Source organism: Rubellimicrobium arenae, assembly GCF_017916275.1.
GTDB lineage: Bacteria > Pseudomonadota > Alphaproteobacteria > Rhodobacterales > Rhodobacteraceae > Rubellimicrobium > Rubellimicrobium arenae.
In genome coordinates this window covers 233,887-247,163 of sequence record NZ_JAFMST010000001.1, presented here as the reverse complement: position 1 = coordinate 247,163, position 13,277 = coordinate 233,887, and the positions used below count along the sequence as shown (strand labels likewise).

At 70.6% G+C, this 13,277-nt stretch carries 12 protein-coding genes and 1 riboswitch; all 12 genes read right to left on the bottom strand.

Annotated elements, in window-relative coordinates:
* Positions 1-133: 133 nt before the first annotated feature.
* Complete coding sequence (locus J3P31_RS01270) at positions 134-1,153, bottom strand: FUSC family protein (protein WP_210526503.1); 1,020 nt, start codon at positions 1,151-1,153, stop codon at positions 134-136.
* Positions 1,154-1,604: 451 nt separating this feature from the next.
* Positions 1,605-2,219, bottom strand: coding sequence for a (d)CMP kinase (locus J3P31_RS01265; protein WP_210526501.1), 615 nt, complete (start codon positions 2,217-2,219; stop codon positions 1,605-1,607).
* Between the two features lie 123 nt (positions 2,220-2,342).
* Positions 2,343-3,686, bottom strand: coding sequence for a 3-phosphoshikimate 1-carboxyvinyltransferase (aroA, locus tag J3P31_RS01260; RefSeq protein ID WP_210526499.1), 1,344 nt, complete (start codon positions 3,684-3,686; stop codon positions 2,343-2,345).
* Between the two features lie 51 nt (positions 3,687-3,737).
* Positions 3,738-4,427: a tRNA (guanine(46)-N(7))-methyltransferase TrmB gene (trmB, locus tag J3P31_RS01255; protein WP_210526497.1), complete on the bottom strand. Its 690-nt coding sequence runs from the start codon at positions 4,425-4,427 to the stop codon at positions 3,738-3,740.
* A 39-nt stretch (positions 4,428-4,466) separates the two neighbouring features.
* Positions 4,467-5,726 (bottom strand): Gfo/Idh/MocA family protein, encoded by a 1,260-nt coding sequence (locus tag J3P31_RS01250; RefSeq protein ID WP_210526496.1) that lies wholly within the window; start codon positions 5,724-5,726, stop codon positions 4,467-4,469.
* Positions 5,727-5,828: 102 nt separating this feature from the next.
* Positions 5,829-7,022 (bottom strand): methionine adenosyltransferase, encoded by a 1,194-nt coding sequence (metK, locus tag J3P31_RS01245; RefSeq protein WP_210526495.1) that lies wholly within the window; start codon positions 7,020-7,022, stop codon positions 5,829-5,831.
* Between the two features lie 6 nt (positions 7,023-7,028).
* A riboswitch (SAM-SAH riboswitch) is annotated at positions 7,029-7,077 on the bottom strand.
* Between the two features lie 11 nt (positions 7,078-7,088).
* Complete coding sequence (lnt, locus tag J3P31_RS01240) at positions 7,089-8,615, bottom strand: apolipoprotein N-acyltransferase (RefSeq protein ID WP_210526494.1); 1,527 nt, start codon at positions 8,613-8,615, stop codon at positions 7,089-7,091.
* 5 nt (positions 8,616-8,620) lie between these two features.
* Complete coding sequence (locus tag J3P31_RS01235; protein WP_210526492.1) at positions 8,621-9,484, bottom strand: hemolysin family protein; 864 nt, start codon at positions 9,482-9,484, stop codon at positions 8,621-8,623.
* Positions 9,477-10,028 carry an rRNA maturation RNase YbeY gene (ybeY, locus tag J3P31_RS01230; protein ID WP_210526490.1) on the bottom strand — a complete coding sequence of 184 codons (552 nt, stop codon included), beginning with the start codon at positions 10,026-10,028 and terminating at the stop codon, positions 9,477-9,479. Before ybeY ends, J3P31_RS01235 begins: the two co-directional genes overlap by 8 nt.
* 4 nt (positions 10,029-10,032) lie before the next feature.
* Complete coding sequence (locus J3P31_RS01225; RefSeq protein WP_210526482.1) at positions 10,033-11,139, bottom strand: PhoH family protein; 1,107 nt, start codon at positions 11,137-11,139, stop codon at positions 10,033-10,035.
* Between the two features lie 123 nt (positions 11,140-11,262).
* Positions 11,263-12,561, bottom strand: a complete 1,299-nt coding sequence (miaB, locus tag J3P31_RS01220) for a tRNA (N6-isopentenyl adenosine(37)-C2)-methylthiotransferase MiaB (protein ID WP_210526480.1) — start codon at positions 12,559-12,561, stop codon at positions 11,263-11,265.
* Positions 12,562-12,696: 135 nt separating this feature from the next.
* A complete protein-coding gene (irr, locus tag J3P31_RS01215) occupies positions 12,697-13,116 on the bottom strand; it encodes a Fur family transcriptional regulator Irr (RefSeq protein WP_210526478.1) in 420 nt (139 codons plus the stop codon).
* Positions 13,117-13,277: the final 161 nt, after the last annotated feature.

Below are 13,277 nucleotides of genomic sequence, written 5' to 3'. Positions count from 1 at the left end.
ATTCATCCCATATGGGACGCCGCCCCCTACCGCACAAGGCCCGCTCAGGCAACCCTCAGATGGCATCCGGCGCCCCTGGGCCGCATCGACGCCGCCCCGGCCCCCGATCGGACGGCCGGCTCAGGCCCCCCGTTCAGGCCCGCAACGCGCCCTGCGCCTCGATCAGCGCGGCCAGCGTGCGGCGCACCTCCCGCAGGCCAAAGGCCAGCGCGCTCCGGGTCTCGCGCTCGGCCCCGCCGACCGCCTCGGCCTCCATGGCCGCCCGCAGCCGCTCCAGCGTGGCGTCGATGTCGTCGATCTGGCCCGCCCCGGCGTCCTCGCCCCGCGCCATGCCGGTCAGCACCTCGCAGGCGTCCCGCCGCAGATGCATCACCTGCCCCCGCATCCCTTCCACCGCCAGCGGAGGGCTCTCGGCCTCGGCCGCGCGGTCCAGGATCGTCACCGAATCGTGCAGCTCCCGCAGGGCGTCCAGCCGCGCCTGCATCCCCGCGCGGTCCACGAACCGCGCCTCGCTCAGCGCTTCCTGCGCCAGCCAGACCGCCTCGTGCCAGGCGCTCAGGTGCTCGTCCACGCGCGGGGTGCGGCCGGGCTCGACCGTGGCCTCGACCGCGTCGGTCAGCCGCGTGGCCGTGGCCCGCAGGGCGCGCCGGAACTGACGCTCGAACCGGCTCTCGGCCCGCTCGGGCCAGACGGCCAGCGCCACCACGACCCCCAGCGCCGCGCCCATCAGGATCCCCGCGCTCGACACCAGCGCCGTGTCCACGAGATCCTCGTGCCCGGCCAGCGACATCCCCACCGCCGGGACCACGGCCAGCTGCCACAGGGGGCGCAGCGCCGAGGCGACCCCCACCGCGAACAGCGACACCGCCAGCGCCACCGCCGTCCCCCAGCCCGAGGGCAGCAGCACGAGGCAGGCCAGCCCCAGCAGGCTCCCCGCCAGCGCCGACTGCAGCCGGATCACCGCCTGCCCCATGGTCCCGCCCACCGACCGCTGAAGGCTGGTGACCGCCATCATGATGACCAGGAACGGGTCCACGTCGCCGACCCATCGCGCGATCCCGTAGGCCGCCGCCGCCGCGACCGCCGACTGGAGCCCCAGGCGCATGGCATCGCGCCAGGCGTCCCGATGGATCGCCCTCAGCCCTTCCAGCATCGCTGTCCCCCTCCGGGGTCCTCAACGCCGGACCGGGCCGGATGTTTCGCGCGGCAGCGCCCGTTGCGCGGCCCCCCCCGCCCCGGACGTTGCGCCAGCGGGCCGTTAACCGGGACCTGCGACCCTGGCCGCCCATCCCTGCCCCGGAGAGCCCATGCCCCCCCTCACCCCCCGCCCGGACTCCGGCCTGACGGCCCGCCGCGCCCATCTCGCGGCCCTGCGCGAACGGCTCGACGCGCTGGCGGGCGACCGACCCGAGCTGGCCTTTCCCCGCCAACGGGCGCTCCTTGAACTGGCCGCCGCCATCGCCTCGCCCGCGCGGGACGAAGCGGTGGCCGCCCTCGCGGATCATCTCCGGCAGGACTTCATCCGGACGCTTCTGGGCCTGCCCTGGGACACGATGCCCGTCCGAGGCGCGGGGCGGGGCGCGGGACGGGGCGCGGGGCGGGCCTCAGCGCGCGCCCAGCCGCTCCCGCACCACGGCCAGGGCAGCGCCGACCGCCTCCTCGATCCCGAGGTCCGAGGTGTCGATCACGACCGCATCCCCGGCGGCGCGGAGCGGCGCGGCATCCCGGGCGGAGTCGCGGGCGTCCCTCGCCCGCACCTCGGCCAGCGTCCCCTCGTAGCTCACGTCGTGGCCCGCCGCGGCCAGTTCCCGGAACCGCCGCCCGGCGCGGGCCTCGTCGCTCGCCGTGACGAAGAGCTTCGCCTCCGCCTCCGGGCAGATCACCGTCCCGATGTCCCGCCCGTCCAGCACCGCCCCGCCGTCGCGCCGGGCAAAGCCCTTCTGGAAGTCGAGAAGCGCGGCCCGCACCTCGGGGATCGCGGCGACCCGGCTCGCCGCCTGCGCGACGTCGGCCTGCCGCAGCCGGGGATCCTCCAGACCCTCGGGGTCGAGCTCCCGCGCGGCGGCGACGGGGTCCAGGCCCTCCAGCTCGCGCAGGCCCACCGCCCGGTACAGGAGCCCGGTGTCCAGATGCGCAAAGCCCAGCTCGCGCGCGATGGCGCGGGCGATGGTGCCCTTGCCCGCCGCCGCGGGCCCGTCGATGGCCACCGTGAAGATCATGCGCGTCCTCCGCTCAGGGACCCCGCCCCCCGTTCACCAGCCGCTCGAACAGGCGCGCCGCCGCCAGCGCCGCCAGGATCCCGCCGACGATCACCTTCCGTCGGGTGCTCCGGCGGTCTCCGCTCACGCCCGCACCAGGTCGGCGCCCAGGCCGCGCATCAGCGTCTCGAAGATCGGAAAGCTGGTCGCGATGGGCGACCCGTCATCGACCGACATGGGCCGCCGCGCCGCCAGGCCCAGGATCAGGCAGGACATCGCGATCCGGTGGTCCAGCCGCGTTTCCGCGACGACCCCGCCCTCGACGCCGTCCGCGCCCCGGCCATGGACGATCCACCAGTCGGGGCCGTCCTCGACCTCGACCCCCGCCGCGCGCAGGGCGCGGGCCATGGCGTCGATCCGGTCGCTTTCCTTGACGCGCAGCTCCTTGACGCCCCGCATGATCGTCGGCCCCTCGGCAAAGGCCGCGACCACGGACAGGATCGGGTATTCGTCGATCATGGAGGCCGCGCGCTCGGGCGGGACCTCGACGCCCTTGAGGCTGCCGTTGAACCGCGCCCGCAGGTCGGCGACGGGCTCGCCCCCTTCCTCGCGCAGGTTCTCGTAGGCCAGGTCGGCCCCCATCTCCCGCAGGGTGGTGAACAGCCCCGCCCGCGTCGGGTTGAGCCCGATGTTCGGCACCAGCACGTCCGACCCCGGCACGACGATCCCCGCGCAGACCGGGAAGGCGGCGGAGGACGGGTCGCGCGGCACCACGATGGTCTGGGCCTTCAGCTCGGGCTGGCCGATCAGGGTGATGACGCGGCCCACGGGGCTGTCCTCGACCCCGACCCTCGCGCCGAACCCGGCCAGCATCCGCTCGGTGTGGTCGCGGGTGGCCTCCTTCTCGATGACGATGGTCTCGCCGGGGGCGTTCAGCCCGGCCAGCAGGATGGCCGACTTCACCTGCGCCGACGGCACCGGCAGCGCATAGCGCACCGGCACCGGCTCGCGCGCGCCCACCACCGTCATCGGAAGGCGGCCACCCTGGCGGCCAAAGCTCTGCGCGCCGAACAGCGCCAGGGGCTCCGTCACCCGGCCCATCGGGCGCCCCCGCAGCGAGGCGTCCCCGGTGAAGGTCGCCGTGATGGGCGAGGTCGCCATGCAGCCCATGATCAGCCGCACGCCGGTGCCCGAGTTTCCGCAGTCGATCACGTCGCCGGGCTCGGCAAAGCCGCCGACGCCCACCCCCTGCACGACCCAGGTGCCGTCCTGCCGTTCCACGCTGGCGCCGAAGGCCCGCATCGCCTCGGCGGTGTCGAGCACGTCCTCCCCTTCGAGGAGGCCCGTCACGCGGGTCTCGCCCACGGACAGGGCGCCCAGGATCAGGGACCGGTGCGAGATCGACTTGTCGCCGGGCACGTCGGCCGTGCCCTTCAGCGGGTTGCCCGCCCGTGCGGTCATGGGAATCGGGGTGCCGTGGCCGGACATGGAGCCTCCTTGCTTCGCGGGAGGCCTTCTAGCCCGGAGCCCCCCCGCTCGCTAGAGGCGGCGGAAGGTGATGTAATGCGGAGACCGGCCTTCCCGCAGCGCCTTGCGCTCGTAGCGGGTCGAGAACCAGTCGGGCCAGGCCTCGTCCGTGGGTCCCTTCTCCAGGGCGAACCCCGCCGGGGGGACCTCCTCCAGGGTCTGCCGCACGTAGTCCTCGATGTCGGTGGCGACCCGCAGCTCGGCCCCGGACGTCATCGCGCGGGCCAGCAGCGCCAGCGGCTCGGGCGTGACGAACCGGCGGCGGTGGTGCCGCGCCTTGGGCCAGGGGTCGGGATAGTTCAGGAAGGCTTTCTCGAGGACGCCGGCGGGCAGCACCTCCAGCAGGTCGCGGGCGTCCCCGGGGTGGAGGCGGATGTTCGGGACCGGGTCCTCGGCCAGCTTGCCCAGGAACTGCGCGACCCCGTTCACGAAGGGCTCCGCGCCCAGGATCGTCGCCTGCGGGTAGGTCCGGGCCATGTGGACCAGATGCTCCCCGCCGCCGAACCCGATCTCGAGCCACAGCGGCCCGGGCCGCGCGGGCAGGTCCAGGACGGCCCGCTCCGGGTTCTCCTCGCGCGTGATGCCATGGAGGACCAGCGCCGGAAGGTCGCCCTCCAGGCGGGCCTTCTGCAGGGGGCGGAGCGTCTTGCCCCGCGTGCGGCCATAGAAGTTGCGCCACTGGCGCTCGGGAGACTCGGTCATGGGACCGGGCGGATAGGTGCCGCCCGGCCCTCCGTCAAGTCAGCCCGCGGCGGTTCCATCGTCGTTGAGCTGGACCCAGGCGCCGTTCTCGGCCGCCGACCGGTAGACCGCCTGGATCAGCCGCACGTCGCGCAGGCCCATCTCGCCCGGGGTCAGGACGTCGGTGTCGTTCATGATGGCCCGGCTCAGATGGTCGATCTCGCGGGTGAACTGTTCCTGGCTCGCGAAGTCGGACGTCATCTCCTGTGTCCCCGCCGAGGTCTTGAGCATGAGCTGGTTGCCCATGTACTCGGTCGCCGGGTCCAGGGTCGCGACGCCCGCCGAACCGAAGACGTCGATCCGCTTCTTGTCGGCGATGTAGGAGGAGCTCAGGTTCGCGAGCCGCCCCGACGGGAATCGGAGCTGGACCGAGCACACCGCCTCGACCTCCGCGAACCGCTCGTCGCCGGGCGGGCTGTAGACCGAGGCCGACAGCGCCGCGGGGCTTTCCCCCATGAACCAGATCACGCCATTCAGGGAATAGATGCCGATGTCGGTGAACGATCCGCCCCCGGCCAGGTCCTTCTTCATCCGCCACTGGTCCTTGGGGTCCTCGGGCTTGAGCGGCCGCTGGTGGTCCGAGGCCATGAAGCTCACGTCGCCCAGCCGCCCGTCCCGGATCATGGTCCCAGCCATGAGGTTGTAGGGCTCGAAATGCGCGCGGTAGGCGACCATCAGCTTCTTGCCCGCCGCATCCCGCGCCGCGATCATCGCCTCGCAATCCTCGGGCGTGGTCGCCATGGGCTTTTCGACCATGACGTGCTTGCCCGCCTCGAAGGCGCGAACCACGAGGTCGCGGTGGAGCGAATTCGGCGTGATGACATAGACCACGTCGATCTCCGGGTTGTCGGCGATCTGGTCGAAGGTTTCGTAGGAATAGACGCTGCCGTCCGGCACACCGGTCCGCGCCGCGATGTCGGCCGCCTTCTCCGGGTTCCCCGAGACGAGGCCCTTCAGCTCGGAATGGCGCGCACGGCCCAGGGCCGGGATCTGGTACGAGGTGGCGAAGTTGCCCAGGCCCGCCACCGCCCAGCCCAGGCGCCGGGTCTCGGGCTGGCGAAGCTCGTTGTCGACCTCGGGAGGACGCCCGACGAGCGCGTTGGGCAGGTCGGGACCCTCGACGACCCCGGCCGCGCCCTGCTGCTGGGCCACGGCCGGACCGGCGGCTCCGCCGGCCAGCACGGCTCCTGCGGCAAGCCCGCTCGCGCCGGCCATGAAGCCGCGCCGCGAGAGGTCGGCCGTCCAGATCTGATGCGCCATCGCCCTTGCTCCCATGTCGGTGACAGGGGTGAACAAGGGCGTCCGGCCCGTTCGGCAAGGCGAGGCACGCCAAAAGCTGCGCCTTCGCCAAGGAGCGGCGGCTCAGGCCGCGAGGCTGCCCGCCGTCCGGTGCAGAGCCTCGGCAAGGTCCGTCCGCTCCCAGGAAAAGCCGCCATCGGGCTCGGGGGCGCGGCCGAAATGACCATAGGCGGCGGTGCGGGAGTAGATCGGACGGTTCAGGCCCAGATGCTCCCGGATGCCGCGCGGGGTCAGGTCCATGACCTGGTCGATGGCCCGCTCGATCAGGGCGGCGTCCACCGCCCCGCTGCCGTGCAGGTCCGCGTAGATGGACAAGGGCCGGGCGACGCCGATGGCGTAGGACAACTGGATCGTGCAGCGATCCGCCAGCCCCGCCGCCACGACGTTCTTGGCCAGGTAGCGCGCGGCATAGGCCGCGGACCGGTCGACCTTGCTCGGGTCCTTGCCCGAGAAGGCGCCGCCGCCATGAGGGGCCGCGCCGCCATAGGTGTCCACGATGATCTTGCGCCCCGTGAGCCCGGTGTCGCCGTCAGGGCCGCCGATGACGAAGGTTCCCGTCGGGTTCACCCACCACTTGGTCCGGTCGCTGATCCAGCCCTCGGGCAGCACCTCGCGGATGTAGGGCTCCACGATGGCGCGGATGTCGGCCGAGGTCTGGGCCTCGCTCTCGTGCTGGGTGGAGAGCACGATCGAGGTCACCTCGACCGGGCGGCCGCCGGCGTAGCGCAGGGAAATCTGCGACTTGGCGTCGGGCCGGAGCAGCGGCTCCTGCCCCGATTTCCGCACCTCGGCCAGCCGGCGCAGGATCGCGTGGGCGTAGTGGATGGGCGCGGGCATGAACTCGGGGGTTTCCCGGGTGGCGTAGCCGAACATGATGCCCTGGTCGCCGGCCCCTTCCTCGCCCCGCTCGCCCGTGACGCCCTGGGCGATGTGGGCGGACTGCTCGTGCAGGAGGTTCTCGATTTGGCAGTGCGCCCAGTGGAACTTGTCCTGTTCGTAGCCGATGTCCTTGATGCAGTCGCGGACGATCCCCTCGACCCCGTCCTTGAAGACCCGGAGTCGATCCTGATCGGTCAGGCCCACCTCGCCGCCGATCACGACGCGGTTGGTGGTGGCGAAGGCCTCGCAGGCAACCCGCGCGAGCGGATCCTCGGCCAGGAATGCGTCGAGGACCGAGTCCGAGATACGGTCGCACAGCTTGTCGGGATGTCCCTCGGAGACGGATTCCGAGGTGAACACATAGTCGAGGCGGGACATGGGGAGCGCTCCATTGAATTTCGCCCGTCACGCCAGGAAGCCGTTGTGACAGGAATGGTGACTTGGCTAGGCCCCCCGGACGGCTGGGTCAATCCCCCGCCGCCGAAACGCGACGATTGTCAGCATTGCCAGGACCAGAAGCACCGGTCCGTCGCCAAGGCGCGCATAGATCGTGGGAGGCAGCGCGGGCGGCAGCGGCACGTCCAGGGCGCCCGCCTCGTGCAGGGGAAGGGAGGCCAGGATGCGCCCCTTGCCGTCGATCATCGCCGAGATGCCCGTGTTCGCCGCCCGGACGAGCGGAAGGCCGAACTCGATGGCGCGGAGCCGTCCAAGGGCGAAGTGCTGCTCGGGACCGGCCCGGTCGCCGAACCAGGCGTCGTTGGTGACAAGCAGCAGGAGCCGCGGCCGGCTGCCGGAGCCGATCTCCTCGGGGAAGATCCCCTCGTAGCAGATCAGCGCCCGGGCCGATCCGATGCCGGGGATGTCGATGAGCTTGCCGCTCGGCTCGCCGGCGGTGAAGCCGTCGCCCTGCATCTCGGCCAAGCCTTCGAGCCCGAGCTCGTCCAGGCGACCCCGGAAGGGGATATACTCGCCGAAAGGCACGAGATGGACCTTGTCGTAAAGGTCCGTGACGTTCCCGCGATCGTCCGTGACGACGAGACTGTTGAAGAACCGCCCCTGCTCGTCCCGGCGAACGACGCCGGTCGCGACCGGCACGCCGCCGTCGACGCGCGCCCCGGCCTCGAGAACCGGCCCCGCCCATTCGAGGAGGTCGGCCAGGGCCGTCTCGGGCCAGACCACCAGCGATGCAGGCCGTTGGGGTCCGGCGCCCTCTGGTTCGGGCGGTCCCGACAGGGTCAGGAGACGTTGCAGATGTCCCGGCATGAGGTCCGGATTCCACTTGTCCTCCTGGGGGACGTTGGGCTGCACGATGCGGATCACCGGCGCCTCTGGATCGAGGGCGGGCGGCGGCCCGGGCCGCAGCAGGACCGCCGCTGCCACCAAGGCCGCGGGAACTGCCGCGCGCCAGTAGCCTGCGCCCGGACTAGCCAGGACCGCCGCCGTGGCCAGGGTCAGGAGAGTCATGCCATGGACACCGATCACCGAGGCGAGCTGGATGAGCGGAGTTTCGGACCAGACATGACCGAGGAGAACCCAAGGGAAGCCCGTGAGCACCAGGGAGCGCAGCACCTCGACGCCCGTCCAGATCGGAACGAGCCCCCAAAGGCCCAGCCGGAGCCGTCGCGCGAGGCCGAAGGCCAGCCCCCAGAACAGGGCCAGGCCCGCGGCCATGAAGAAAAGCGCGAACGGCGCCATCCAGCCGGTCCGCTCCGGCTCGACGAGGAACGGATCCACGATCCAGCGCAGAGTGAAGGCGAAGTAGCCGACGCCGAGCGCCCAACCCTCGGCGAAGCCGGCGGCACGGCGACGTGCCATGTCCATCGCAGCGACAAGCGCCAGCAGCGTCGCCACCGGCCAGGCGGTCGGGATCTGTCCCAGCCCCGCCAGACCGCCGACGCCGGACAGGACTGCGAGACGGAGCGGCCAAGGCCGAGCCGCCAGCCATCCTGGCCCGCGGGCCAGGCCGTCCATGACGATCACCGCGGCGACATCGGAAGCCGGACGCGAAGTTGGCGCACCCGGCGGCCGTCAGCGTCCAGAACCTCGAAGAGGGGCCCGTCAGGGTGGACGATCACCTCGCCCTTTTGCGCGACATGCCCGGCCAGGAGGAACACCAGCCCGCCAAGGGTATCCACCTCCTCGGCATCGATTTCCTCGTGGGCCGTCAGGTCCATCCCGATCTCGCGCTCGAACTCCTCGATCGGGGTGGCGCCGTCGACGATCCAGACCCCCTCGCCCTCGCGGGAGACGTGCTCGGGCTCGGCGATGTCATGCTCGTCGTCGATCTCCCCGACCACCGTCTCGAGCAGATCCTCGATGGTGCAGAGCCCGTCGGTCCCGCCATATTCGTCGATGATGAGCGCCATGTGGATCCGCTCCTGCTGCATCTTCTGGAGCAGGGCAGCCAGCGGCATCGACGGGGGCACATAGAGCAGCGGCCGCAGGAGCCCGCGCAGGTCGAAGTCGCCGCCGCGTCCGAAGCCGTGCCGCAGCGCCACGTCCTTGAGGTTCACCATGCCGATCGGCTGATCGAGCGTGCCCTCATAGACCGGAATCCGCGTGCGCCCGGATTCGCGGAACTCCTCGACGAGATCCGGGAGGGAGATCGTCACCGGCACGGCCACGATCTCGGATTTCGGGAGGGCCACATCCTCGGCCCGCATCTTCCGGAGGTTGCCCAGCCCAGGCTGGACCACGACGGTCCGTCCGCCGGCCGGCTTGTCGTCGTCATTGGAACTGAGCGCCTCGATGATGCGGGAGAAGAAGCCGCGACTCTGGCCCTCGCCCGCTTCGTCGCCGCCCTCGTCGCGCCCCGGCGTGGGGTTGCTCACGTCAGTCATCGGTGATCCTCGTGGTGGCGACCCCATCTGCTCCAGGAGCATAGGGGTCCGCAAGGCCGAGCCCCCTGAGGATCTCGGTCTCAAGACCTTCCATCAGGTCCGCGTCCGCGTCCCTCTCATGGTCGAAACCCAGGAGGTGGAGCGTTCCATGGACGAGAAGGTGGGTGGCATGGTCCTCCAGCGACTTGCCAGCCTCCTTGGCTTCGCGGCCGCAGGTCTCGTAGGCGATGGCGATGTCGCCGAGGCCCAAAGGCATCGGTGGCTCGGGAGGGGGCAGGTAGGGCATCTCGCCCGCCTTGTCCGCCCCCCTCTCGTCCGAGGGCCAGGACAGGACGTTGGTGGGCTGCGGCTTGCCCCGGAAGTCCGAGTTCAGCTCGGCGATCCGGGCATCGTTGCAGGCCAGGAGGCTGATCTCGTAGGCGGACGGCTCCAGGCCGAGCCGCTCCAGGGTCGCGCGGCAGGCCCGTTCGGCCAAGGCTTCGAGACCGAGGTCCTCCCAGCGGTGGTCCTCGGTCAGGGTCTCGACGAGAAGGTCGTCCGTCATCGTCTCAGCTTGGGTCCTCGAGCTTTTCGCGGGTGCGCGCGTCGGCGTCATAAGCCTCGATGATCGCCGCCACCAGCGGGTGCCGCACCACGTCGCGCGCGGTGAAGCGGGTAAAGCTGATCTTGGGCACGTTCTGCAGGAGCCGCTCGGCCTCGATCAGGCCCGACGGCACGCCGCGCGGCAGGTCGATCTGCGTCCGGTCCCCGGTCACGACCATGCGCGATCCTTCGCCCAGGCGGGTCAGGAACATCTTCATCTGCATCGACGTGGCATTCTGCGCCTCGTCCAGGACGATGAACGCGTGGCTCAGCGTGCGCCCGCGCATGAAGGCCAGAGGCGCGATCTCGATGATCTTCTCCTCGATCATCTTCTGCACCTGCTTCTGCGGCAGGAAGTCGTTCAGCGCGTCGTAGAGCGGCTGCATGTAGGGATCGACCTTTTCCTTCGCGTCGCCCGGAAGGAAGCCCAGGCGCTCGCCCGCCTCGACGGCAGGACGCGAGAGGATGATCTTGTCCACGTGGCCGCCCAGGAACATCGAGACGCCCACGGCCACCGCGAGGTAGGTCTTGCCCGTGCCCGCCGGGCCGATGCCGAACGCCAGCTCATGCTCGAAGAGAGCGCGGACATAGGCCTTCTGCGCCTCGGTCCTGGGCTCCACGACCTTGCGGCGGGTGCGAATCTCGATGCGGCCGTTCGGGTCCTCGCCGAACATCTCGGTCTGGTCGCCTTCCTGCGGGCCGGTCTCTCGCAGGGCGGGCCCCATCCGAAGTTCCCGGTCGATGTCGCCGGTCTCCAGGCCCTTGCCCGATTCGAGCCGCTGGTAGAGGGCGCGCAGCACTTCACCGGCGCGACCCCGCGCGTCGGCGTCGCCCATCACGGCCAGGCGGTTGCCCCGCCTGAGAATCTGGACGCCGATGCGGTCCTCCAGAATGGCCAGGTTGCGGTCATGTTCGCCGCACAGGTCGATCAGCAGGTAGTTGTCGGGAAACTCGAGCAGAGTTTCACCATGTGCGGGGGCGGCGGCGGACGCGTTCAGCGCGGTCACGGGCAGGGTCGTTTCTCCTTCGGGCACATGCGCCTCGTGGGACCATGGTGGCGCGGCCCGAACCATGGCGCAAGCGTTCCGAGGGGCCGCTGGCAGGAGAACGCCTGACGCGGCGACAGGGTCCCGGTCCGACCCCCACAGGACGCACATTTCCTGGTCATCGGCGCGTGAACGTCACATCGCTGCGCTTCACGCAGCCAGCTCGCCCGCCAACGAGTTGGTCAGGGCCCCCGTGATCCGGACCGCGCGGACCTGCCCCCGCAACTCTGCGGGCCCGGTGACGCTGACGGCCATCAGATGCTCCGACTTGCCCGTCATCTGCCCGTCCATCCGGCCCGGCTTCTCGAACAGCACCGGGAGGACGCGCCCCACCATCGAGGCCTGCGCCTCCTGCTGCTGGCGGGTGATCACGGCCTGAAGGCGGAGCAGCCGGTCATGAGCTTCGGCAGCGGCGACGCCGGGCCGTTCGGCCGCCGGAGTCCCGGGACGCGGCGAATAGGCGAACGAGTAGGCCGATCCGAAGCGCACCGCTTCGACAAGATCGATCGTGGCCTGGAAATCCGCCTCGGTTTCGCCGGGAAATCCCACGATGAAGTCCGAGCTGAGCAGCAGGTCCGGGCGCGCACGCCTCAGTCGCTCGATAAGGTGCAGATAATCCTCGGCCTTGTGCTTGCGATTCATGGCCTTGAGGATCCGGTCCGACCCCGACTGAACCGGGAGGTGCAGGAACGGCATGAGCTTCGGCTCGGCGCCATGGGCGGCGATCAGCGCATCGTCCATGTCGTTCGGGTGCGATGTGGTGTACCGGATGCGGTCCAGCCCCTCTATCGCGGCCAGCTCGCGCACCAGCGTGGCGAGGCCTCCCTCGGCTCCGTGCCAGGCGTTCACGTTCTGACCCAGAAGCGTGATCTCCCGGACCCCTTGCGCGACCAGGGCGCGCGCTTCCGACAGGATTCGCTCGGCCGGGCGGCTGACCTCGGCACCGCGGGTGTAGGGCACGACGCAAAAGGCGCAGAACTTGTCGCACCCTTCCTGGACGGTCAGGAAGGCCGTCGGTGTCCTGAGCCTGCGCGCAGGAAGATGGGCGAACTTGTCCTCGGCGGGGAACTCGGTCTCGACGACCTTCTCGCCCGCGTCCATGCGCCTCAGCAGCTTGGGAAGGTTGTGATAGCTTTGCGGTCCGACGACCAGGTCAACCATCGGCGCCCGGGCAATGATCTCCTCGCCTTCGGCCTGGGCCACGCATCCGGCAACGGCGATGCGCAGGTCGGGCTTGGCAGCCCGGAGGGGCCGCAGCCGCCCGATATCGGAGTAGACCTTTTCCGCTGCTTTCTCGCGGATGTGGCAGGTGTTGAGGAGGACCATGTCGGCCTCTTCGGCCTGTTCGGTGACCTCGTAACCCTGCCCGGCCAAGAGCTCGGCCATGCGCTCCCCGTCATGGACGTTCATCTGGCACCCGTAGGTCTTGACGAAAAGCTTCTTGGGCATGGATCCGGCCTTCCACTGGCGAGGGTCGGGGATAGCCCCGCGGCGGCAAGGTTGCAATGGCGCGAGAATCGGCTTGCCCCGCTTGCGCAGCGAGTCAGAGCCAGTCCTGTCATCACGCCTGAGGGGGAGCCGCCCCTAAACCCGTCGAAGCCGGATCACCACGTCGACCGCAGCGATCTCCGCCCCCTCGGGGGCATCGGGAAGCCGCCGGATCTCCAACTGCGAGGCGGGCGCATCGGTCAGCCGGGCTTCCTCCTCCCAGAAGAAATGCGGATGATCGGTCATGTTCGTGTCGAAATAGCTCTTGGAGCCGTCGACGGTGATCTCCCGCATAAGACCAGCGTCGCAGAACGCGCGCAGGGTGTTGTACACGGTGGCCAGCGACACAGGCTCGCCCGCGCGGGTCGCGGCGTGGTGGAGGCTCTCGGCGGTGACGTGACGGTCACGCCCATCCCCGACGAGAAGCTGCGCCAGCGACACCCGTTGCCGCGTCGGTCGCAGTCCGCCCCGCGAAAGCCAAGCTTTTCCGCGATCCTCGGCCGTCCTGTAGGTCATCGCGTCCTCGTGCATCGGCCTCCCGCGCCCTCTTGTTCCAAGCCCCAGAAGCATATGTCGTTTACAGGTGGGGATTCAACCGGGGCCGCCCCACCCTTGCCCCCGTTGCCGGGCCGGTGATAAGGCATCGACCGGCGCGCAACAACCGGATGGACCAGGGG

Coding starts and splice junctions, on each gene's coding strand:
- J3P31_RS01270 (WP_210526503.1), bottom strand. CDS start 1,153: ATGCTGGAAGGGCTGAGGGCGATCCATCGGGACGCCTGGCGCGATGCC.
- J3P31_RS01265 (WP_210526501.1), bottom strand. CDS start 2,219: ATGATCTTCACGGTGGCCATCGACGGGCCCGCGGCGGCGGGCAAGGGC.
- aroA (WP_210526499.1), bottom strand. CDS start 3,686: ATGTCCGGCCACGGCACCCCGATTCCCATGACCGCACGGGCGGGCAAC.
- trmB (WP_210526497.1), bottom strand. CDS start 4,427: ATGACCGAGTCTCCCGAGCGCCAGTGGCGCAACTTCTATGGCCGCACG.
- J3P31_RS01250 (WP_210526496.1), bottom strand. CDS start 5,726: ATGGCGCATCAGATCTGGACGGCCGACCTCTCGCGGCGCGGCTTCATG.
- metK (WP_210526495.1), bottom strand. CDS start 7,022: ATGTCCCGCCTCGACTATGTGTTCACCTCGGAATCCGTCTCCGAGGGA.
- lnt (WP_210526494.1), bottom strand. CDS start 8,615: ATGGACGGCCTGGCCCGCGGGCCAGGATGGCTGGCGGCTCGGCCTTGG.
- J3P31_RS01235 (WP_210526492.1), bottom strand. CDS start 9,484: ATGACTGACGTGAGCAACCCCACGCCGGGGCGCGACGAGGGCGGCGAC.
- ybeY (WP_210526490.1), bottom strand. CDS start 10,028: ATGACGGACGACCTTCTCGTCGAGACCCTGACCGAGGACCACCGCTGG.
- J3P31_RS01225 (WP_210526482.1), bottom strand. CDS start 11,139: ATGGTTCGGGCCGCGCCACCATGGTCCCACGAGGCGCATGTGCCCGAA.
- miaB (WP_210526480.1), bottom strand. CDS start 12,561: ATGCCCAAGAAGCTTTTCGTCAAGACCTACGGGTGCCAGATGAACGTC.
- irr (WP_210526478.1), bottom strand. CDS start 13,116: ATGACCTACAGGACGGCCGAGGATCGCGGAAAAGCTTGGCTTTCGCGG.